This is a genomic window from Erwinia sp. 198 (assembly GCF_003937915.1).
GTDB lineage: Bacteria > Pseudomonadota > Gammaproteobacteria > Enterobacterales > Enterobacteriaceae > Erwinia > Erwinia aeris.
The window spans coordinates 51861-72624 of sequence record NZ_RHUM01000010.1 but is presented as its reverse complement, the minus strand read 5'-3'; the positions used below and the strand labels follow the sequence as shown (position 1 = coordinate 72624).

The following is a 20764-nucleotide window of genomic DNA, read 5'->3' as shown; positions in this document are numbered from 1 at the left end:
ACCGGCAACGGAGGGCCGGGAAGCAGGTGCAGAGAGCGGAGAGCGCTTCGCGCGCTGGCACGGATGCCGTCCGATCGGCCTGTGCCAGCGCCAGCATCCTTAAACCCGCAGGGTACGGCTGCCCAATTCGCCGGGCATTACGATTAGCAGGCTGAGTTTTCCGCCCATAGCCTCGATATAACGCTTGATAGTAATCAGGCGCCGATCGGCTCCGCTTTGTTCAATCTGTGTGATACGCGGTTGTTTCACGCCCATAGCTTCAGCGACGATTTTTTGAGACAGCGCCAGTTCTTCCCGCAGTAGCTGCAGGCCGGTTTCCAGAATCAGCTCGTCAGCCATCCGTTCAATCTCTGTGCGCTCGGCCTCTGAAAATTCAGCTTTCAGGAAATCATTCAAATTAGTCATTTTTCTTTCCTCTCCATTTCGGCCAGGTGTCGGCTGAACGCCTCAATAATTTAGTTCATCAAAGAATGTTGCTGCTTTGGCATATTCCTCTGCCAGACACAGGTTTTCAGCGGCTATTTCTGCATCGCTGTTTCTGGATGCGGATGTCAGTAACCGACATTTCTTTTTGATTGTCTCTTCCCACGATTTTTTCAGCGCCGTTATACTGGCGCTCTGCTCTGGAAAGTGCGCTATTGTTTTTTCTGTCGTCGCGCCAAGAGCCGCTTTCGCTCGTTCTTTTTTTACCACCGAGCTTTTATTTATCTCTTCAAGCTGTTTTATTTCTGCTTCGGTAAAAGCAGCATTTACATTGAAAGAAAAAACAGAGAGAAACAGGATTGCGTTAGTTATTTTCATAGAAGCTGACCCTTCTGTTGAATCTGTCTTTAGGGACATTATGCCAAAGGGTTTCGTCTGCAATGACGCGCCCGAAGCCTTTCATATCGCCTGTATACGCCAGCCGTTGTAGATGCTTTCTGGTTTTCAGGTTATAGTCCCCACGGTAACGTAAATCTATAAGAATATCTTTTATCTTTTCCGGGATCCTGCTCCATGCCAACGTGGGTGATATACCAGGATCTGGATGATATTTAGTAATAGTAAACCTGTCCTTACAAATCCGCTCAACATCTCTTTTCAATTCTTCATAAGTATTTTTAAAAAGTTCTACCTGCTGTTTTTCTGTTATATCGCTAATTGCACTTCTGTTTTTTATCACGAAATTGTAAGCTGAACAGCCTTTTAAACCAGCGCCTTTTGAGATTGCTTCTGCCTTTTCCCTTTCGATACCTGCTTTTTGCAGGCTGATGGATACTTCAATTTTGGTTTTGTCACCCATATCGTAGCCACGGCCAATCGTTACGCCAGAGTTATTGTTGCTACAGGATGATGATAGACCAGGCCAGTGTATTTTTCGTGAGTAAAAATTGCTTGATTTTAAATTATCACCTTCGGCTCGGAAGGTTAATATACCTTTTTTCGGTTCTGACATGTTATTCAATCCTTTGAGTTGTGTTCTTTCTCTCTTTGCTTTCAGCATGGCCTTGTCAGGCTATCATTCCGGACAAATGATATCTCTTGCGTTCTCCTTTAATCAAGGGTGATTATTTTTCCGGCGCCTTTAAAGTAAGTAATAGTAAAGAAGGTTAATTGACCCTGTAACGTAATAAATAACTGGAAAATAAAAGATGAGGTGCCTGAAATATTATAAATACTGACGGAAGAAGCAGAAGCAGAAGCAGAAGAGTTGGGCCTGTGCAGCCATTTAACCAATCGGTATCAGAATTTATGTCCTGATTTTTTAAGGCATGAAAGAGGCTGTATAAAAAAACCGGGTGGCCCATGGCTCACCCGGTTCATTGCGGTAGTTTGGCGCACTCAGTAGAAAGAGTGTTCGCCGCGCTGGTGCTCGGTCAGATCGCGCACGCCTTTCAGCTCGGGGAAGGTCGCCAGCAGCTCTTTCTCGATACCTTCTTTCAGCGTCACATCAACCATTGAACAGCCGTTACAGCCGCCGCCGAACTGCAGGATAGCGAAGCCGTCATCGGTGATTTCCATCAGCGATACCTTGCCGCCGTGGCTCGCCAGCTGTGGGTTAATGGTGGCCTGAAGCTGATATTCCACACGCTCGATCAGCGGCGCGTCGTCGCTCACCTTACGCATTTTGGCGTTTGGTGCCTTCAGCGTCAGCTGGGAACCCAGGTTATCGGTGACAAAATCAATCTCGGCGTCTTCCAGGTAGGGCGCGCTCAGTTCATCAACGTAGGCGGAGAGCTTCTCGAACTTCAGCTCGGTGTCGGTGGCTTCTACCGCATCGGGTGGGCAGTAAGAGACGCCGCATTCCGCACCGGGCGTGCCCGGATTGATAACGAATACGCGAATCTGGGTGCCCTCTTCCTGTTTTGACAGCAGTTTTGCGAAGTGCTCTTGCGCAGAATCAGTAATTCGGATCATGGCGATTGCTCAATAGTTGACTAAATTAGTGGGTTTATTTTACGCTCATCGCCGACGCTCTACAAGGTGCGGCAAAGGCACAGGACCTGTACGCTGGCCGCACCCGCACGCAGCAGGAGCCGGGCGATTTCTTCCACGGTACTGCCGGTGGTGACGACGTCGTCCAGTAAAGCGATATGCCGTCCTTTCACCTCGATTTCAACCTTAAAGGCGCCCCGCAGATTACGTCGTCTGGCGCGGGCCGATAAAAAGTGCTGGATCCGCGTCCTTTTTTTCCGGCTCAGGCCGCCCGGCGCGTAGGGAACCGCAAGCCAGTGCGCCAGATAGCGGGCCATATCGTCCAGCTGATTATAACCCCGCCGCCAGACGCGGCTGCGGTGCAGCGGAACGCAGAGCAGCAGATCGGGGCGCCGGAGCCTGCCTTCACGACGGGCCGTTAACCAGGTTAGCAAAATCAGGCGCGCCAGCATCACCGATAGTGCTGTTTGCTGCGAAAACTTCAGTTTCCTGACCAAATCTTTTAGCGGCGGCTGCCAGTCGGCGACAAAAACCAGCCGCCGCCATGAGGGCGGATGACGCTGGCAGCGGCCGCACTCCTCATTGGGATAAAAGGTCGATAAGCCGCAGCGCGGACAGCAACAGGGTGGTTTCAGGGCGCGCTGACAGTAACTGCATATACCGTGATGGGCCAGCGCCAGCGGCATCCGGCATAGCCAACAGGCGGCGGGCATTGTTAGCATAGCGTCCTCCATGACAAAAACAGGATAGTAATAGATGGCTCAGCTTTACTGGCAGACAATCGGTACGGGAGATCGCGATCTTGTGATGCTCCACGGATGGGGACTGAACGCAGGCGTCTGGCAGAACATCATTGCGCGGCTCAGCCCGCATTTTCGTCTGCACCTGGTGGATCTGCCCGGCTATGGCCGCAGCGAAGGATTTCCGGCGATGGGCGTGGAGAAGATGGTGGCAAACCTGCTGCCCTTTGCGCCTGCCCGCGCCGTCTGGCTGGGCTGGTCGTTAGGCGGCCTGGTCGCCAGCTCGCTGGCGTTACAGCATCCGCAACGCGTCAGCGGGCTGGTCAGCGTGGCTTCCTCACCCTGTTTTACCGCGCAGGACGACTGGCCGGGCATCAAGCCCGAGACGCTAAGCAATTTTCAGCAGCAGCTGAGTGAGGATTTCCAGCGTACCGTCGAGCGCTTCCTGGCGCTGCAAACGCTGGGCACGGAAACGGCCAGGCAGGATGCGCGCCAGCTCAAAAGCGTGGTGCTCTCGTTGCCTGCTCCTGAAGTCAGCGTGCTGCAGGGCGGGCTGGAAATCCTGCGCACCGTTGATTTGCGCGAGCCGATGCAGGCATTACAGGTGCCGCTGCTGCGTATTTACGGCGCGCTGGATGGCCTGGTGCCGCGTAAAATCGCGCCGCTGCTGGATGCGCGCTGGCCTGACAGCGAAACGGTCATCATCGACAAGGCCGCGCACGCGCCTTTTATTTCCCATGCCGAAGCGTTCTGCGAGCAACTGATTGATTTTGGATTGAAATTGCCGCGTTAATTTTGTTCAGAAAACTGGCGAATTGCGGGTTACCGATAATAATTATCAGGGGCTGCTGACCGCTTTACCTCTGAGTGGGCAGGCTGAATTCCTGCCCAGCATTCTCATCCGGCAGCCGACGACAATAACATTAACCGGGAGTGTCTCTGATGAAGTTAAAAACGATGGCCGTCGCCTTTCTGGCGCTGTCCCTGCCTTTTGCCGCGCTGGCGGCGAAAGAGGTGACTAAAGAAGAAGTCAAAACCATGAACCTGGAAAAAATCGGCACGGTGCACACCACGGCGGAAACCACTTCGCCAATGGATGCCAAAGCGGTGCTGTCGAAGCTGGCGGATGAGAAGGGCGGTAAATACTATCTGATTATCGCCGGCCGCGAACACGGTAAATTCAGCGCGACCGCAGACGTTTATAAGTAAAGCTTTCGGCAGGCAGAATTCATTCTGCCTGCTGTTTCTCTCCCGCGTTTTTCAGCCACAGAAAATGCCACGGCGGCAGCGTCAGCGGATGATTACTGTTGAAAATGCTGTTACCGGCAATATTGCGGTAGAGCCGATTGTCCGGCAGCGTCCAGCTGACTTCTTTACCGCTCAGATTATAAATACAGAGCATTTCTTCATGCGTCTGCGCCGATCGACGTCGCAAAATAAACAGTGAGTTATCGCTTTCCAGCACTTCGGCAGGGTTATCAGGATGAAAAGCGGGCTGGCGCGTTCTTAACTGAATCAGCTGGCTCAGCCCGTGGTACACCTTATGGCGCAACGAGCGGGTATCGCTGAGCGCGGCTTCAATCTCGCCGATAGCGTATTTTTCACGGTTAATGGCCCGGTTGTGGCCTGCTACTTTTACCCCTTCCATATCGTTACGTGAACCCAAAATGCTCTGAATATACACCGCCGGCACGCCGGGAAAAGCCAGCAGCACCGCGTGCGCCAGCATAAAGCGCTGGAAGCGCACCTCGTCGCTGTCCTCTTTTTTATTCAGCGCGTCCATATAGGTGACGTTGATTTCATAGGGGCTGCTGGTGCCGTCAGGATTGTTTTTATAGGAGATCAGCGCGCCCTCAAGCGCCAGATCCCTGACCAGCGACACAATTTCGGTTTCCGGCAGGATACCGCGCAGCGGATTCAGGCCGATGCCGTCGTGCGAGGCCAGAAAATTAAACCAGGTGGTCGTGCCGCTGCCGACACCCAGCGAGGCTGCCCACTGCTTGAGCGCGCGTGAGGAACCATAATGAATAGCGTGCAGCAACAGCGGCGGCAGCGAGAACTGATAGACCATCTGCGCTTCATCACGCCCGTTACCGAAGTAGCTGATATTGTCTTTATGCGGCACATTGGTTTCGGTAATGATCACCGTGCCGGGCGCGACTTCCTCCGCGATAGCGCGGAACAGCTTTACCAGCAGGTGAGTTTTTTCCAGATGGATGCACGAGGTGCCGGGCATTTTCCACATATAGCCCACCGCATCCAGCCGCACGTAGTCCGCGCCCTTCGCCAGATAGTCGAGCAGCACCTTGACCATACTCAGCAGCACCTCTGGCCTGGCGAAATTCAGGTCGATCTGATCCGCGCTGAAGGTGGTCCAGATAAAGCGGGTTTCGCCGTTCGCCAGCGTAAAAGGCGTCAGCAGCGGTGAGGTTCTGGGCCGCGTTACCGCGCTGAGATCCGTGCCGGGCGGCATACTGATAAAAAAATTGTCCCAGCCGGGATCCTGGGCCAGATAGTGCTTAAACCAGGCGCTGTGGGCAGAAATATGGTTACACACAAAATCAAACATCAGCCGCGTATGCTGATGCAGTTCCGCTACGTCCGACCAGTCGCCGCAGATGGTGTTGACCCGATGATAGTCAATGACCGAAAAGCCATCGTCGGAGGAGTAGGGGAAAAAAGGCAGGAGATGAACCAGGGTGAAGCACTTGAGATGCTGCTGATAGAAGCGTGAAAAGGTACGCAGCGTGGGCGCTTCGCGCTCGCGGAACTGATCGGCGTAGGCGATCAGCACCACGTCTTTTTCGTCCCAGTGCGCTTTACGCTGGTAGCCGAGTCTGTTTTGCGTCTGCCTGATGGCGTCCGTCAGCTGGTTCAGCGTATCGGCGGGAAAAGCGCCCTCATAGATCTTATCGATTAAGTTATTGATAATTTCCATTTTTATAAAGTGAGCCACCGCATTGGTTTACAGCCACGTAATGTTCACTGTAGACCCTGGAAGCGAAATCGCAACTTCCTGCGGCGGCTGACGCTTTAGTGGCAGCTGCCTTTTTTACTGCATCCCATGCAGCCATTGGCATCAAGGGTTCTGACCGACAGCCGGGCTGGCGGCAGCCTGATATTTTTCATCACCGCCAGCAGAAGCAGATTAAACAGGGCGACAGCGACCAGGATTATCGCGCTTGACTGCGGATGGCTGCTAAAGGTGGCAAGCTGATAAAACGTTGCCGCCAGGCTGTAGGCCAGGCTCAGCCCCCAAAAGTTTGAGAACAGCATCCAGCCGGTGCTGCTTTCGCGCGCCACCGCGCCCATCACCGACACGCAAGGCACGTAGAGCAGCACGAAAATCAGATAGCTATAGGCGGCGGTATCGCTGGCGAATTTGCTGTGCATCATGCCCATCGCGCCGCTTGCCATATCGGCGTCGCCTTTGCTGGCATCAAGCGGGTGCAGCAGCACGCTCAGACTGAATGTTTCCTTCACGCTTTGCCAGGTTTCCGTTACCGCTTCTTTCAGCTCTGCCAGCAGGCTATAGCTCTGCGGATCGAAGGTTTCTTCGTGCAGCGCCTCGGCGGTATAAAGCGTATTCAGCGTGCCGATAACCACTTCTTTCGCCATTGCGCCGGTAAGCAGCCCGACCGTGGCCTGCCAGTTGTCGCTGCTGACGCCAATTGGAGCGAGCAGCGGGGTAAGCTGACGGCTTACCGTCGCCAGCGCCGAATCGTTGATGCTGGAAACGGGCTGGCCGCTGAACGAAAAGCTGTTCAGGCCGCCGATAATCATGCTTACGATCACGATGACTTTGCCGGCGCGCAGCACAAAGCTTCTCAGCCGCTGCCAGGTTTGCAGGCACAGGCTTTTCAGATGCGGCACATGCCAGGCAGGCATTTCCATCATAAAAGGCGTCGCCTCGCCGCGCAGCAGCGTGTGCTTCAGCACCAGGCCAGTGACGATTGCGGCCAGGATCCCCAGCAGATAGAGGCTGAACACTACCAGCGCACCGTGCTGGCCGAAGAAAGCCGAGGCGAAAATGGCAAAGATAGCCAGCCGCGCGCCGCATGACATAAAGGGTGCCATCAGCAGCGTAATCAGCCGTTCGCGCGGGGCATCAAGCGTACGGGTGCCCATCACCGCAGGCACGTTGCAGCCGAAGCCGACGATCAGCGGCACAAAAGATTTGCCGGGCAGCCCCAGCGCCTGCATCAGCCGATCCACGACGAAAGCCGCGCGGGCCATATAGCCGGAATCCTCCATAAAAGAGAGAAACAGATACATCAGGCCAATCTGTGGGATCAGCGGCATCACCGTATTGATGCCGCCGCCGATGCCCTGCGCCAGGAACAGCGTCAGCATGCCAGGGAAGTGCAGTGTTGCGCCCAGCCACTGCACGCCATCGACAAAGATGGCCGCGCTACCCTGTTCAAACAGCGGTTGCAGCGCGCCGCCCAGGTTGATGGCGAGAAAGAACATCAGATAAATCACCGCCAGGAAAATGGGGATACCCAGCCAGCGATGCAGCACCAGCGCGTCAAGCAGCCCGAAGAGACGAGGCGGAATGGCCGTCTGCCTTCCCCTGGCGTGCCGGCACAGCTTTTCAATCGCGGCATAGCGAGCCTGGCTGATGGCAAGCGGCGCTTCCGGGCCGATTTGCGCCGCCAGCGCTGCGGCGCGCTCACCGGCCTGAATACGGCACCAGACGTCGCCTTCCAGCATTTGCAGGGCCAGCCAGCGCCGATGCGAAAGCGGCAGCTGAACCGGCATAGCGGCCTGGAGCGTAGCGACGTGGCGCTCCGTTTCTGGGGGATAATCGACGGCCAATACCCCGGCCCGATCGACAAAGTCGTCAATCGCCGCCTTCAGCCGATCGATGCCCGTGCCGCGCGTGGACACCAGCGGCAGCACCGGACAGCCCAGCGCTTTCTCCAGCTGCGCCACATCGATATGGATATGCTGACTTGCCGCAATATCCAGCATGTTCAGCGCGACGATGCAGGGCACGCCCAGCTCGCGCAGCTGTAGCGTCAGGTACAGGTTGCGGGCCAGGTTGCTGGCGTCAACCACGTTGATCAGCAGATCCGCCTCGCCGCTCAGAATATAGCTACAGGCGATCTGCTCATCCAGCGAACCTGACTCCGACATGGTGGTCAGTGAATAGGTGCCTGGCAGATCCACCAGCCGCACCTTGTGCTGCGCGGTGGAAAAGGAACCTTCTTTGCGCTCCACGGTGACACCAGCCCAGTTGCCGACGCGCTGGCGGGCGCCGGTCAGCTGGTTAAACAGGGTCGTTTTCCCGGCATTGGGGTTGCCGATAAGGCCGATCGTCGTGGTTTTCATAGATTCGCTCGCTTTCAGTTCAGGCAGTCAAGCTGGATAAGGGAAAGATCCTTGCGGCGCAGCGCCAGGCTGGCATAGCCGTTTTCAATTTTGACGGGGCCGCCGAACGGCGCCACGGCCTTAACCTGAAAGCGAGAGCCGGGACAAAGCCCCTGTAACAGCAGTTTTTGCCGGAAGCCCGGACTGATAGCGGGAGAGAAGCCTTTGATTGTGTAATAGCGATTGGCAAGAAATTTCATAGCACCACCCTGGCAGGCTACGCTGCCGTGATAATTGACGGGGGTGATTATATTGAGAATGATTCTTAATTCAGTTGATGTAGGACAAATTTACGCCGAAGGAAGTTACCTGGAAAGTAGACGGGAAACAAAAAAAGCGAATAGCGCACAAAAAATTGGCTATTAAGCGTGCGGCTCGGGCGAACCGCACGCTTTTTGCAGAACGGGCGCGTTAGCGCCCGCGATCAGGACTTCTTGCCGAAGGCGGCGGCCAGCGCGTCACCCATCGCGCTATTGCCCGCAGGCTGCGCGGCAGGACGCGGACGCGCTTTATTCTGCGCAGGGCGAGCGTCACGACCGGCGCTGCGGCGAGCGTTGGTTTCGCCCGGCTGCTCGTCAAGACGCATGGTCAACGCGATGCGCTTGCGCTGTAAATCGACCTCCATCACTTTGACTTTGACGATATCGCCCGCTTTCACCACCTTATGCGGATCGTCGACGAACTTGTCGGCCAGCGAAGAGATATGCACCAGGCCATCCTGATGCACGCCGATATCGACAAAAGCGCCGAAGTTGGTGACGTTGGTGACGGCGCCTTCCAGCACCATGCCCGGCAGCAGGTCGTTCATGGTTTCCACACCTTCCGCAAACTGGGCGGTTTTGAACTCGGGACGCGGATCGCGGCCTGGTTTCTCCAGCTCTTTGAGGATGTCGCTGACCGTCGGCACGCCAAACTTCTCGTCGGTGAAATCCACGGCGCGCAGGTCGCGTAGCGCGGTTGAGTTGCCCATCAAATCGCTCAGCGCCTGCTCGGTAGCGGCCAGGATGCGCTCGACGACCGGATAGGTTTCCGGGTGAACGGTTGAGGCATCCAGCGGGTTATCGCCCTGGCTGATACGCAGGAAGCCCGCGCACTGCTCAAAGGCCTTTGGCCCCAGGCGGGCGACCTTTAGCAGCTGCTGGCGATTGCGGAAGCGGCCGTTCTCGTCGCGCCAGTTAACGATATTCTGCGCAATCATCTTGCTCAGGCCAGCGACGCGCGTCAGCAGCGGTACGGAAGCGGTGTTCAGATCCACGCCCACGCCGTTAACGCAGTCTTCTACCACCGCATCCAGCTTTTTCGCCAGCTGGCTTTGGCTGACGTCGTGCTGATACTGGCCAACGCCGATCGATTTCGGATCGATTTTCACCAGCTCGGACAGTGGATCCTGCAGGCGGCGGGCAATGGAAACGGCGCCGCGCAGTGAAACGTCCAGATCCGGGAACTCCAGCGCGGCCAGCTCGGAAGCGGAATAGACGGAGGCGCCCGCTTCGCTGACGATGACCTTCTGGCCCTTAACCTGTGGGAACTGCTTTTGCACATCCAGATAGAAACGTTCGGTTTCGCGCGAGGCGGTGCCGTTGCCGATCGCCACCAGCTCAACCTGATGCCTGGTGCAAAGCGCGGCGACCGCAGCGGCGGCTTTGGCGGCCTGGCCGGTATGCGGATAAACCGTATCCGTGGCGACCAGCTTGCCGGTGGCGTCCACCACCGCGACCTTCACGCCGGTGCGCAGGCCCGGATCCAGGCCCATCGTGGCGCGCATACCCGCAGGGGCGGCCATCAGCAGATCGTGCAGATTACGGGCGAACACGTTAATCGCCTCGTCTTCCGCGCGTTCGCGTACCGTGCCCATCAGCTCGGTTTCAAGATGCAGCATCACCTTAATGCGCCACGTCCAGCTCACCACCGCTTTGCGCCAGCTGTCCGCCGGGGCATTATTCAGGCGCAGGTTGAGATGACTGGCGATGATCTGTTCGCCCTGGCTTTCGCGCGGCGGCTCGTCAAACTGCGGATCGGCGTTCAGCGCTAGCTGGAGCACGCCCTCATTGCGGCCACGGAACATGGCCAGCGCGCGATGCGAAGGCACGGTAGACAGCGGTTCGTGATGATCGAAATAGTCGCGGAACTTGGCGCCTTCTTCCTGCTTGCCTTCCACCACTCGCGATACCAGATGGGCGTTTTTCCACAGGTAGTCACGCACTTTCGCCAGCAGCGCGGCATCTTCCGCAAAGCGTTCCATCAGGATGTAGCGCGCGCCGTCCAGCGCGGCTTTGGTGTCGGCCACGCCTTTATCGGCATCGACAAAGCCTGCGGCAAACTGCTCCGGGTCGTGGGAGGGATCCTGCCACAGGACGTCGGCCAGCGGCTCCAGGCCTGCTTCGATAGCAATCTGTCCACGGGTGCGGCGTTTCGGCTTGTAGGGCAGGTAAAGGTCTTCCAGCTCGGTTTTGCTCAGCGTACTGCCGATAGCCTCGGCCAGCTCGTCGGTCAGCTTGCCCTGGTCGCCAATGGATTTCAGGATCGACTGACGGCGTTCTTCCAGCTCGCGCAGGTAGCCCAGGCGCGCTTCCAGCTGGCGCAGCTGGGTATCATCCAGGCCGCCGGTCGCTTCCTTACGGTAGCGTGCGATAAACGGCACGGTGTTTCCTTCATCCAGCAGACGGACAGCGGCGTCAACCTGTTCTGCCCGCGCCTGCAGCTCACTTGCAATTATGCGGCTCAGCGAATCTTTCATTGTCGGTTACTTTATGGCTTGAGAAATTGCGGACAGTTATACGGATTGCCGACGGCAATTGCCAGCGTATGGCCTTAAGGAGGCCGCAGATCCGCAGGATTAGGATTGTTTAACGTAGGTGATATCGTTGACGTACCAGCCCGCCTCGCCAACGGGCGTCTGCACCACCGCCAGATCGCCCACCTCTTTTTTCAGCAGCGCACGCGCCATAGGCGAGTCGATAGAAATGTAGTCTTTGCGGCCAAAAATCTCGTCGTAGCCGACGATGCGAAAGCGCTTGATTTCCCCGTCGTCGTTTTCCACTTCGACCCAGGCGCCAAAGAACACTTTGCCTTCCTGCTGCGGCGAATAGTCGACGATCCGCAGCTGCTCCAGACACTTGGTCAGGTAGCGCACGCGACGGTCAATCTCACGCAGGCGTTTCTTGTTGTACTGGTAGTCGGCGTTTTCGCTGCGGTCGCCCAGGCTGGCGGCCCAGGTCACTTTTTTTGTCACTTCCGGCCGCTCTTCGCGCCAGAGATAGTCCAGCTCGGCTTTCAGCTTGTCGTAACCTTCGCGGGTAATCAGTTTGGTTTTCATTGTCGTCCTTCTCTTTCTCGGGAGAGCGCGCATTATTTTGTTGCGGGTCGGCCGGCGATGCAAATACCTTCACGTTTTTTCTGGCACGCCGTTACTGATTGTTTGTCCTGATCTTTCGGTGCAAAAGGAGGGGGGCTGAAGGGGTAGTTTCGCGGATAAATTAAAGATAAGCTGCTGTTTAATATGCTTTGTAACAATTTCGGCTAGAATATAAACCATTATTGACTGTTACATTCAGGCATCTTTTTTAAGAATACTGGCGCAGGCAATAGCGCCTTTGGAGTATCGAAATGCAAGAAAATTACAAAATCCTGGTGGTGGATGACGATATGCGTTTGCGCGCGCTGTTAGAACGTTATCTGACCGAGCAGGGTTTCCAGGTGCGTAGCGTCGCCAACGCTGAACAGATGGATCGTCTGCTGACCCGCGAATCCTTCCATCTGATGGTGCTGGACCTGATGCTGCCGGGCGAAGACGGTCTTTCTATCTGCCGCCGTCTGCGTAGCCAGAGCAACCCGATGCCGATCATTATGGTCACGGCGAAAGGGGAAGAGGTGGACCGTATCGTTGGGCTGGAAATCGGTGCCGACGACTATATTCCCAAACCGTTTAACCCACGCGAACTGCTGGCCCGTATCCGCGCCGTGCTGCGTCGTCAGGCCAACGAGCTGCCGGGCGCGCCTTCGCAGGAAGAAGCGGTTATCGCTTTCGGCAAGTTTAAGCTGAACCTGGGCACGCGCGAAATGTTCCGCGAAGACGAGCCGATGCCGCTGACCAGCGGAGAATTCGCCGTGCTGAAGGCGCTGGTAAGCCACCCGCGCGAGCCGCTTTCCCGCGACAAGCTGATGAACCTGGCGCGCGGTCGCGAATACAGCGCGATGGAGCGTTCTATCGACGTGCAGATTTCCCGGCTGCGCCGCATGGTGGAAGAAGATCCGGCCCATCCGCGCTATATCCAGACCGTGTGGGGTTTAGGCTACGTCTTCGTACCGGACGGCAGTAAAGCATGAGGCGACTCCGCTTCTCGCCCCGCAGTTCCTTTGCCCGCACGCTGCTGCTGATCGTCACCCTGCTGTTCGTCAGCCTGGTGACGACCTATCTGGTGGTGCTGAACTTCGCCATTCTGCCCAGCCTGCAGCAGTTTAATAAGGTGCTGGCGTATGAGGTGCGAATGCTGATGACCGACAGGCTGCAGCTGGAGGACGGCACGCAGCTTGAAGTGCCGCCAGCCTTTCGTCGGGAAATCTATCGCGAGCTGGGTATTTCGCTGTATACCAATGCGGCGGCGGAAGAGAGCGGATTACGCTGGGCGCAGCACTACGAGTTTCTCAGCCAGCAGATGGCGCAGCAGCTCGGCGGCCCAACCGACGTACGCGTCGAAGTAAACAAAAATTCGCCGGTCGTCTGGCTGAAAACCTGGCTTTCGCCCGATATCTGGGTGCGGGTGCCGCTGACCGAAATTCATCAGGGCGACTTCTCGCCGCTGTTCCGCTACACGCTGGCGATTATGCTACTGGCGATAGGCGGCGCCTGGCTGTTTATCCGTATTCAAAACCGACCGCTGGTGGAGCTGGAGCACGCCGCGCTTCAGGTTGGCAAGGGCATTATCCCGCCGCCGCTGCGTGAATACGGCGCGTCTGAAGTACGATCGGTTACGCGGGCGTTTAATCAGATGGCGGCAGGCGTGAAGCAGCTGGCCGACGACCGCACGCTGCTGATGGCGGGCGTCAGCCACGATTTACGCACGCCTTTGACGCGCATCCGCCTGGCCACGGAAATGATGTCGCAGGAAGACGGCTATCTGGCGGAATCGATCAACAAAGATATTGAAGAATGCAACGCCATTATCGAGCAGTTTATCGATTACCTGCGTACCGGACAGGAGATGCAGACCGAGCGTGCGGATCTTAATAGCGTGGTAGGCGAGGTCGTGGCGGCCGAAAGCGGCTACGAGCGGGAAATCGAGAACGCGGTAATGCCTACGGAACTGATGCTGGATATCAATCCGTTGTCGATCAAGCGCGCGGTCGCCAACCTGGTGGTCAATGCCGCCCGCTATGGCAACGGCTGGATCAAGGTCAGCAGCGGCAGCGAGCTACAGCGGGCCTGGTTCCAGGTAGAGGATGACGGGCCGGGGATTAAGCCCGAGCAGCTTAAGCATCTGCTTCAGCCTTTTGTACGCGGCGACAGCGCCCGCAGCACCAGCGGCACCGGGCTGGGGCTGGCGATCGTGCAGCGTATTATCGATGCGCATCAGGGATCGCTGGAAATTGGCGAAAGCGAGCGGGGCGGATTATGTATCCGCGCCTGGCTGCCTTTACCGCCCAGCGCCGTGCCCGCGGTCGTAACGGGATAAGCCGCAGCAATAAAAAAGGCCGGATGTCTGACATCCGGCCTTTTTATTACGCCCGGCCTACAGCTGCGGGCCGGCGGATACCAGCGCCGCGCCAGCGGCCGTATCGGTGTACTTATCAAAATTAGTGATAAACAGCTGCGCCAGGTCGTGCGCTTTCTCTTCCCACCGTGCGGCATCGGCGTAAGTATTGCGCGGGTCGAGGATCGTACTGTCCACGCCCGGCAGCGCAAGCGGCACCGTCAGGTTAAAGATCGGCAGCGTGATGGTTTCCGCCCCGGCAATCTCATCGCTGAGGATAGCGTTGATAATGGCACGAGTGTCCTTCAGCGAAATACGTTTGCCGCTGCCGTTCCAGCCGGTATTGACCAGATAAGCTTCCGCGCCCGCCGCCGCCATGCGTTTTACCAGTACCTCGGCGTATTGCGTCGGATGCAGCGTCAGAAACGCCGCGCCGAAGCAGGCGGAAAAGGTCGGCGTCGGTTCGGTGACACCACGCTCCGTACCGGCCAGCTTGGCGGTGAAGCCCGACAGAAAGTGATACTGCGTCTGATCCGGCGTCAGGCGCGACACCGGCGGCAGCACGCCGAAAGCGTCCGCCGTCAGGAAGATCACCTTACGGGCATGTCCCGCTTTCGACACGGGCTTCACGATGTTGTCGATATGATAAATCGGGTAGGAGACGCGGGTATTCTCAGTCTTGCTGCCGTCGTCATAGTCCACCGAACCGTCGGCGCGTACCACCACGTTTTCCAGCAGCGCATCGCGACGAATAGCGTGATAGATTTCCGGCTCCGCCTGTTCAGACAGCTTAATGGTTTTGGCGTAGCAGCCGCCTTCAAAGTTAAAGACGCCGTCGTCGTCCCAGCCGTGCTCATCATCGCCGATCAGCTGGCGGTTCGGATCGGTCGACAGCGTGGTCTTGCCGGTGCCGGAAAGACCGAAAAACACCGCCACGTCGCCTTTTTCGCCAACGTTGGCCGAACAGTGCATTGACGCGATACCCTTCAGCGGCAGCAGATAGTTCATGATGGCGAACAGCCCTTTCTTCATCTCGCCGCCGTACCAGGTGCCGCCAATCAGCTGGATGCGCTCGGTCAGGTTAAACGCGACAAAGTTTTCGGAATGCAGCCCCTGCCGTTGCCAGTCGGGGTTAGTGCACTTCGCGCCGTTCATCACCACAAAGTCAGGTTCGAAGCTGGCCAGCGCCGCCTCATCCGGCCGGATAAACATGTTCTTAACGAAATGCGCCTGCCAGGCCACTTCGGTAATAAAACGCACGCTGAGACGCGTATCCGGGTTAGCGCCGCACCAGGCATCCACGACGAAAAGCCGTTTGCCGGAGAGCTGTCTGGTGACTTTCGCTTTCAGATCCTGCCAGATTTCCTGCGAAAGCGGCTGGTTGTCATTTTTACCTTTGCCCTGATCGTTCCACCACAGCGTGTCGCGAGTGGTGTCGTCACGCACAATATATTTATCTTTAGGAGAACGGCCGGTAAAGATACCGGTATCGACAGCGATCGCGCCGGATTGCGTTTCGATGCCGCGTTCATATCCGCTCAGCTCGGGACGCGTTTCTTCCCTGTACAGCGTGTCGAAATCCGGATTGTAAAGGATCTCAACCACGTCCGTGATGCCATAATCGACGAGATCCTGCTGGGTCAGGTCACGCATGTTACTGCTCCTTTGTCGGGTCGGTTGTAGTTACAGATGAGGGGAAATCGCGTTCCATTAACCGTAGTGGTTATCAAATTCTTAATAAAGTGTAAATTGCGATCGCGCGCAGTTTACACGGCTAAAGGCAGAGGAAAAGCAACAGGAGGCAGAAATGAGAGGCGACACATGAAACGCTTATTATCGCCTCAGCGTATGCGTTTGCGTAAGGGTTTTGTGGAATCACTATGGTAAAAAGGCATAGCGTGGTCGGGAAGATGCGCCGCCTGGCGACGGCGCAGTATTATCAGTGTACGCGCTCGTCGCCGGCGGCGGAGTCGTTGCGGATCGCAGCGATATCTACAGCATCGTAAATATAGTGGCTGCCGCAGTAGTCGCAATGCATATCGATCTTGCCGTCTTCGGCCAGGATCTCATTCACTTCTTCTTCCGGCAGGCTGCGCAGAACTTCGCCGCAGCGTTCGTGCGAACAGGTGCAGCGGAAGATCACGTCCTGCGGATCGTAGAGCGTAACTTCTTCCTGATGATACAGCCGCCACAGCACTTCGTTGGCCGGCAGGCCCAGCAGCTCTTCCGTTTTAATGGTGTCGGTCAGCGTCGCCAGATGCTCGAAATCCTCTGTTTTTGCGTCCTGCGCAGGCAGAACCTGCAGCAGAATACCGCCTGCGCCAGCCTGGCCTTCCGCTTCGCCGGTACGAATAAACAGGCGGGTCGGCAGCTGCTCCGAACGCATAAAGTAGTCTTCCAGACACTCGGCCAGGGTTTCGCCTTCCAGCCCAACCACGCCCTGATAGCGTTCGCCTTTGGCCGGCGTGATGGTGATCACCAGATAGCCGTTGCCGATCATTTCTTTCAGGCTGCTGTCAGGCGCGATCTCACTGTTAACACGGGCCACGCCGCGCATTTCCTGACGATTGTTCCCGTTGATCACGGCCAGGTTCAGCGGGCCGTCGCCCTGAAGCTGCACGGTGATGTCGCCGTCGAACTTCAGCGTGGCGGTCAGCAGGCTGGTGGCGACCAGCAGCTCGCCCAGCACTTTCTGTACTGGCAGCGGGTAATCGTGACCGTTGATAATCTGCTGCCAGGTGTCGGAAACCGTCACCAGCTCACCGCGTACGGCGTAATTTTCAAACAGATAACGGTGCATTTGGTCTTGATGAGCCATAATTCTCTCTCGTTGTGGCAAGCTTATTCGTCGCCAGAATTTTTAAATTTCATCAGGTCCCGGCGCTCTTTTTTGTCAGGGCGACGGTCAGGATGCGGCATGGTCAACGCGTTCATTTTCCGCGCCAGCGCTATCTTTTCCCGCTTCTCGATACTTTCAGCCGTTTCGGCATACATCTGCTGGGCTTCCGCGGCCGGACGACGCTGGTCGCCCGTTGCCAGAACAATGACCGTACGTTCATCATTGCCCTGGCGTAAGGTTAGTTGGGCGTTCAGCTCCACCAGCTTGCTTGGTTTGCTGCGCTGGCCGTTGTAGTGCACTTTGCCGCCTTCGATCATTTCACGTGCGACCGCGCGGGTTTTATAGAAGCGAGCGGCCCACAGCCATTTATCGAGCCGAACCGCTTCTGCGGATTTCTCTTTCATCGCTGCTCCTGTTTGGGAATATCCCTATGTATGGGTTGCCTGTCGGAAATCAAGGTGCCTCTCCGGCCTAAGCCGGAGAGCGTCATGCGGGATGGCGCAGAGAGGACGATAACCTTAAAAATAGCATAAAACCGACGGGCTCAGAACAGCGGTCGGATAGTCTGCGGCGTGCTTAGCGCGGGGTTAAAACACTTATCGTAATAGTCCTGAATCGCCGTGGTGCGCACGCGATTAAGGTGAATGCGTCTGAGGGCCAGCAGACCGTTAAAGATAAAGCTTAAGGTAACGGTAAGCAGCAGCAGGCTGGTGCCGAGATAGTGGCCCAGTCGGGTGGCGTCCGGCTCGCTGTGCAGCGCGATATGCCGCGTGCCGTTGGCGTCGGTGGTAATGCTGGTCACGATGCCGCTGGCGGAAAACGGCGTGTGCAGCAGCATACCCGCCAGGCGCTGCAGTTCCGGCCACTGGTCAGGCGCGTTAAAGTCAAACAGCGAGACGCCGGGCGCCTGCTGATTGACCAGCTGGCGGCCTTCATCGCTAAGGATCAGAAACCCGCCGGGCGGCGGGCTGTTAAGCGCTTCCGCCGCGCGTCTTGTTTCCCGATAGAAAAACGAAGAGGTGGCGGTGTTAACCAGGTTTTCCAGCGCTTCGGCGCTGACCGGTCGCAGCAGCACGTTGGTGCCGGCCAGCGCGCCAGAGTCCGCCCGACGCACCAGCGTTTCCCAGTCTTTAGCGTTGCCAAGATTGACCAGCGCGTTTTTCAGCCTGACGCAGTCCTGCTCCTGGCTGCACAGATCCTGCGTTTTCAGCACAATATCGGAAAAGTCATCCAGCAGGATCATGCCTGATTTTTGGATAGCCGTGGCGAGCTGCGGATTAAGCTTGGGATCGGTGCTGTTCTGCGGATGCAGCTGCAGGCTGGTGGTGTTCAGCAGGGCGGTAGCCTTATCGATAATATCCGACTGCGGCTGGGGCAGGGGAGCGGCGTTATTCCAGTAGACGGCCGAACAGTCGAAAGGCATAAACGCGTAGCTACGGTTGCCCTGATAGGTCGCCGGGACTGAACACATGCCTTCACCGCTGACTTTAAGGGAGTCGCCGATGCGCAAGGCAACGTTTTCCAGATCGCTCACGCTGTGCACCTGGACGCTTTCGGTTCCTTTCAGCCAGGCAATGCTTAGCTTGAGCGGCATACTTAGCGGTACCAGAAAGACCAGCAGCACCAGCACCAGCAGCGAACCGGTAGCGAGCACCAGATTTTTGCGCCAGCGATGTATAGGAAAGTTACGTACCTCATCCTGCAACGACAGAAAACGACCCTGTCGCACTACCTGACGGTTAAGATAGATATCCACTTCGGTAGGCTGGCCTAAATCGTGCGCCACGTAAGGCTGCCAGTGGGGAGGATAGATCAGATCGATAATGCCGAGTGAAATATTGCTGACCTGACCCTGGTTGGATTCGCCGAACAGACCCCAGCGTTTGGGCGCGCCGCGCAGGCAGTGAATTTCCCGCAGGTCTTTCTCGCCCGGCCGCCGCCAGAGCGACCAGCCGCTGATAAGGATAATGACCAGCGCGGTGACCACCAGCCACGGCATCATTACCGCCGGGCTAATCAGGCTAAAAAAGAGCAGCAGCAGCCCCAGGCTGATAGCTACCGCCTCGCGCGTGCCGTCGGGGCGGCTGAGCATATACTCTTCAGGCGTCTCTTTACGTACGCTAAGCAGCTCAATGTTTTCGCTTTCTTCTTTTCTGATCGAGGCATTTTGCGCCGCAGGCCGCGTTACCGACCCCAGCGTAGGCGGCTCGTAAACGTAGTTGACCAGCGAATGCCCGTTGAGCGAAACCACCAGTGGGATAGTTTGCGTTTTGATCAGCTCGACGTAATTTTCTTCGGCGATGTACTGTTCCCACAGCGGCGGCAGATGTACTTCAACCGCATCCAGGTAGTAACGCCACTTGTGCGGATCGTCGGTGGAAAGGCCGTAGCGGGTAATAGAACGGGTAACCGGATAGACGTTGCTGCTTTGCGAGGTTAGCGCCAGATTATCGTTTGCGTGTGTATTGCCGCCGGGAAGCGGAATGCTGCGGTGCTTCGCTAAAGAGCCAATGTAGCGCTCAACGGCTTTACGCTCGTCGTCGCTCAGCTTGCGAAAAGGCGGACTAATGAATGGCAGCGGTTTCGCCAACGGCGGGCGATGCCGCATAGCGTACCAGAAAAAACAACCCGCTCCGAGTGAACAGGCCAGCATTACAGCCAATATAATGACTATTGTGCTCATGCTTTTCTCCCTGCCATCCTGCTCCTGCCATTGTGCTGGAAATTACCGGCCTGAATCATAGTTATATCGACATTGTGACGGCTTCAGGCAGCGCTGGCAATCCGCGAAGTTTAATAAAATAACGCGCAAAATCATAAAATTATAATAATAGTAGATTAGCCCCGACCGAGATGGTAACAAGTCGCCGGCCGCAGCAATATCGGTATATTCTTATTTTGTAAAACACGCATTGACTTTTTTAAAACTTTTTAATTACTTACGGGTTGATTTGTTATAACGGTGTAAAATAATTCATGCGATGATTGGCAACCTTGTTTTGCTGCCGCACAATAGCGTAACTGACGGTAAATTTACCGCGGCTGGCGAGCTATTACGCTCATTTTTTTGGCTTTTCCCTGGGGCCACTATGACCGGACAACTGCAAAAACCTAAGATCCTGAATGTTGAAACCGTCGCGCGGTCGCGTCTGTTTACCGTGGAGGCCGTGGATTTAGTGTTCAGCAACGGTGCTGAGCGCGTTTACGAGCGCATGAAACCTACTGAACGTGAAGCCGTGATGATCGTACCTATTGTGGACAATCATCTCATTCTTATCCGGGAATATGCCGTCGGCCTGGAAAATTATGAGCTGGGGTTTCCTAAAGGCCTGATCGACCCGGGCGAAACGTCTGCGGAAGCCGCCAACCGTGAGCTGAAGGAAGAGGTAGGTTTTGGCGCGCGTCAGCAGGAATGGCTGGGCAAGCTCACCATGGCGCCGTCCTATTTTTCCAGCAAGATGAATATCATCGTGGCGGAAGATCTTTACGAAGAGCGGCTGGAAGGCGACGAGCCGGAGCCGCTGCCGCAGGTTCGCTGGCCGTTGGATAACCTGATGGCACTGCTGCAGGAGCCTGATTTTTGCGAGGCGCGCAACGTCAGCGCGCTGTTTATGGTGCGCGAGTGGTTGATTCGCCAGGGGCGGCTGAGCTACTAAAAACACGACGGCATACCAAAGAAAAGCCCGGTAAAAACCGGGCTTTTTTTA

General features: G+C 56.5%; 19 protein-coding genes. 5 read left to right on the top strand and 14 right to left on the bottom strand.

Annotated elements, in window-relative coordinates; genetic code table 11:
* Positions 1-99: 99 nt before the first annotated feature.
* The 5 genes from EGK14_RS14965 to gntX all read right to left on the bottom strand — a co-directional run bounded on the left by EGK14_RS14965 (position 100) and on the right by gntX (position 3137).
* A complete protein-coding gene (locus EGK14_RS14965; RefSeq protein ID WP_125289895.1) occupies positions 100-405 on the bottom strand; it encodes a helix-turn-helix domain-containing protein in 306 nt (101 codons plus the stop codon).
* Positions 406-447: 42 nt separating this feature from the next.
* Positions 448-801 carry a hypothetical protein gene (locus tag EGK14_RS14960; RefSeq protein ID WP_125289894.1) on the bottom strand — a complete coding sequence of 118 codons (354 nt, stop codon included), beginning with the start codon at positions 799-801 and terminating at the stop codon, positions 448-450.
* A complete protein-coding gene (locus EGK14_RS14955; protein WP_125289893.1) occupies positions 788-1435 on the bottom strand; it encodes a pesticin C-terminus-like muramidase in 648 nt (215 codons plus the stop codon). Before EGK14_RS14955 ends, EGK14_RS14960 begins: the two co-directional genes overlap by 14 nt.
* A 386-nt stretch (positions 1436-1821) precedes the next feature.
* Positions 1822-2397, bottom strand: coding sequence for a Fe-S biogenesis protein NfuA (gene nfuA / locus EGK14_RS14950; RefSeq protein WP_125289892.1), 576 nt, complete (start codon positions 2395-2397; stop codon positions 1822-1824).
* Between the two features lie 59 nt (positions 2398-2456).
* Positions 2457-3137 carry a DNA utilization protein GntX gene (gene gntX, locus EGK14_RS14945; protein ID WP_125289891.1) on the bottom strand — a complete coding sequence of 227 codons (681 nt, stop codon included), beginning with the start codon at positions 3135-3137 and terminating at the stop codon, positions 2457-2459.
* Positions 3138-3171: 34 nt separating this feature from the next.
* Here gntX and bioH point away from each other — a divergent pair, with 34 nt between their 5' ends.
* Together bioH and EGK14_RS14935 are read left to right on the top strand one after the other, a co-directional pair.
* On the top strand, positions 3172-3948 hold the full coding sequence (gene bioH / locus EGK14_RS14940; RefSeq protein ID WP_125289890.1) for a pimeloyl-ACP methyl ester esterase BioH: 777 nt from the start codon (positions 3172-3174) through the stop codon (positions 3946-3948).
* 146 nt (positions 3949-4094) lie between these two features.
* A complete protein-coding gene (locus EGK14_RS14935) occupies positions 4095-4364 on the top strand; it encodes a DUF1471 domain-containing protein (RefSeq protein ID WP_199746445.1) in 270 nt (89 codons plus the stop codon).
* A 19-nt stretch (positions 4365-4383) separates the two neighbouring features.
* Here EGK14_RS14935 and EGK14_RS14930 read toward each other — a convergent pair whose 3' ends face one another.
* The 5 genes from EGK14_RS14930 to greB form a co-directional block, all read right to left on the bottom strand.
* The gene (locus tag EGK14_RS14930) at positions 4384-6093 is read right to left on the bottom strand and encodes an alpha-amylase family glycosyl hydrolase (protein WP_125289888.1); all 1710 of its coding nucleotides are present in this window, start codon (positions 6091-6093) and stop codon (positions 4384-4386) included.
* Between the two features lie 95 nt (positions 6094-6188).
* Complete coding sequence (feoB, locus tag EGK14_RS14925; protein WP_125289887.1) at positions 6189-8489, bottom strand: Fe(2+) transporter permease subunit FeoB; 2301 nt, start codon at positions 8487-8489, stop codon at positions 6189-6191.
* A 14-nt stretch (positions 8490-8503) separates the two neighbouring features.
* Positions 8504-8728 (bottom strand): FeoA domain-containing protein, encoded by a 225-nt coding sequence (locus EGK14_RS14920; protein ID WP_125289886.1) that lies wholly within the window; start codon positions 8726-8728, stop codon positions 8504-8506.
* A 224-nt stretch (positions 8729-8952) separates the two neighbouring features.
* On the bottom strand, positions 8953-11265 hold the full coding sequence (locus tag EGK14_RS14915) for a Tex family protein (RefSeq protein ID WP_125289885.1): 2313 nt from the start codon (positions 11263-11265) through the stop codon (positions 8953-8955).
* A 99-nt stretch (positions 11266-11364) separates the two neighbouring features.
* Positions 11365-11844 carry a transcription elongation factor GreB gene (gene greB / locus EGK14_RS14910; RefSeq protein WP_125289884.1) on the bottom strand — a complete coding sequence of 160 codons (480 nt, stop codon included), beginning with the start codon at positions 11842-11844 and terminating at the stop codon, positions 11365-11367.
* Positions 11845-12134: 290 nt separating this feature from the next.
* Between greB and ompR the strand changes: the two genes are divergently transcribed.
* Positions 12135-12854: a two-component system response regulator OmpR gene (ompR, locus tag EGK14_RS14905; protein ID WP_001157751.1), complete on the top strand. Its 720-nt coding sequence runs from the start codon at positions 12135-12137 to the stop codon at positions 12852-12854.
* Entirely contained in the window at positions 12851-14200 is a 1350-nt protein-coding gene (envZ, locus tag EGK14_RS14900) for a two-component system sensor histidine kinase EnvZ (RefSeq protein WP_125289883.1), read from the top strand. The genes ompR and envZ overlap by 4 nt, the downstream gene beginning before the upstream one ends.
* A gap of 57 nt (positions 14201-14257) precedes the next feature.
* Here envZ and pckA read toward each other — a convergent pair whose 3' ends face one another.
* From pckA to EGK14_RS14880, 4 genes are all read right to left on the bottom strand, one after another.
* Entirely contained in the window at positions 14258-15871 is a 1614-nt protein-coding gene (gene pckA, locus EGK14_RS14895) for a phosphoenolpyruvate carboxykinase (ATP) (RefSeq protein WP_125289882.1), read from the bottom strand.
* A gap of 286 nt (positions 15872-16157) precedes the next feature.
* Positions 16158-17036 carry an Hsp33 family molecular chaperone HslO gene (gene hslO, locus EGK14_RS14890; protein ID WP_125289881.1) on the bottom strand — a complete coding sequence of 293 codons (879 nt, stop codon included), beginning with the start codon at positions 17034-17036 and terminating at the stop codon, positions 16158-16160.
* A gap of 23 nt (positions 17037-17059) precedes the next feature.
* Positions 17060-17461 carry a ribosome-associated heat shock protein Hsp15 gene (hslR, locus tag EGK14_RS14885; RefSeq protein ID WP_125289880.1) on the bottom strand — a complete coding sequence of 134 codons (402 nt, stop codon included), beginning with the start codon at positions 17459-17461 and terminating at the stop codon, positions 17060-17062.
* Between the two features lie 140 nt (positions 17462-17601).
* A complete protein-coding gene (locus EGK14_RS14880) occupies positions 17602-19740 on the bottom strand; it encodes an intracellular growth attenuator family protein (RefSeq protein ID WP_125289879.1) in 2139 nt (712 codons plus the stop codon).
* A gap of 406 nt (positions 19741-20146) precedes the next feature.
* Between EGK14_RS14880 and nudE the strand changes: the two genes are divergently transcribed.
* Positions 20147-20713: an ADP compounds hydrolase NudE gene (gene nudE / locus EGK14_RS14875; protein ID WP_125289878.1), complete on the top strand. Its 567-nt coding sequence runs from the start codon at positions 20147-20149 to the stop codon at positions 20711-20713.
* Positions 20714-20764: the final 51 nt, after the last annotated feature.

Coding starts and splice junctions, on each gene's coding strand:
- gntX (WP_125289891.1), bottom strand. CDS start 3,137: ATGCTAACAATGCCCGCCGCCTGTTGGCTATGCCGGATGCCGCTGGCG.
- ompR (WP_001157751.1), top strand. CDS start 12,135: ATGCAAGAAAATTACAAAATCCTGGTGGTGGATGACGATATGCGTTTG.
- bioH (WP_125289890.1), top strand. CDS start 3,172: ATGGCTCAGCTTTACTGGCAGACAATCGGTACGGGAGATCGCGATCTT.
- EGK14_RS14955 (WP_125289893.1), bottom strand. CDS start 1,435: ATGTCAGAACCGAAAAAAGGTATATTAACCTTCCGAGCCGAAGGTGAT.
- greB (WP_125289884.1), bottom strand. CDS start 11,844: ATGAAAACCAAACTGATTACCCGCGAAGGTTACGACAAGCTGAAAGCC.
- envZ (WP_125289883.1), top strand. CDS start 12,851: ATGAGGCGACTCCGCTTCTCGCCCCGCAGTTCCTTTGCCCGCACGCTG.
- EGK14_RS14930 (WP_125289888.1), bottom strand. CDS start 6,093: ATGGAAATTATCAATAACTTAATCGATAAGATCTATGAGGGCGCTTTT.
- nudE (WP_125289878.1), top strand. CDS start 20,147: ATGACCGGACAACTGCAAAAACCTAAGATCCTGAATGTTGAAACCGTC.
- pckA (WP_125289882.1), bottom strand. CDS start 15,871: ATGCGTGACCTGACCCAGCAGGATCTCGTCGATTATGGCATCACGGAC.
- nfuA (WP_125289892.1), bottom strand. CDS start 2,397: ATGATCCGAATTACTGATTCTGCGCAAGAGCACTTCGCAAAACTGCTG.
- EGK14_RS14965 (WP_125289895.1), bottom strand. CDS start 405: ATGACTAATTTGAATGATTTCCTGAAAGCTGAATTTTCAGAGGCCGAG.
- hslO (WP_125289881.1), bottom strand. CDS start 17,036: ATGGCTCATCAAGACCAAATGCACCGTTATCTGTTTGAAAATTACGCC.
- EGK14_RS14880 (WP_125289879.1), bottom strand. CDS start 19,740: ATGAGCACAATAGTCATTATATTGGCTGTAATGCTGGCCTGTTCACTC.
- hslR (WP_125289880.1), bottom strand. CDS start 17,461: ATGAAAGAGAAATCCGCAGAAGCGGTTCGGCTCGATAAATGGCTGTGG.
- EGK14_RS14960 (WP_125289894.1), bottom strand. CDS start 801: ATGAAAATAACTAACGCAATCCTGTTTCTCTCTGTTTTTTCTTTCAAT.
- EGK14_RS14920 (WP_125289886.1), bottom strand. CDS start 8,728: ATGAAATTTCTTGCCAATCGCTATTACACAATCAAAGGCTTCTCTCCC.
- feoB (WP_125289887.1), bottom strand. CDS start 8,489: ATGAAAACCACGACGATCGGCCTTATCGGCAACCCCAATGCCGGGAAA.
- EGK14_RS14915 (WP_125289885.1), bottom strand. CDS start 11,265: ATGAAAGATTCGCTGAGCCGCATAATTGCAAGTGAGCTGCAGGCGCGG.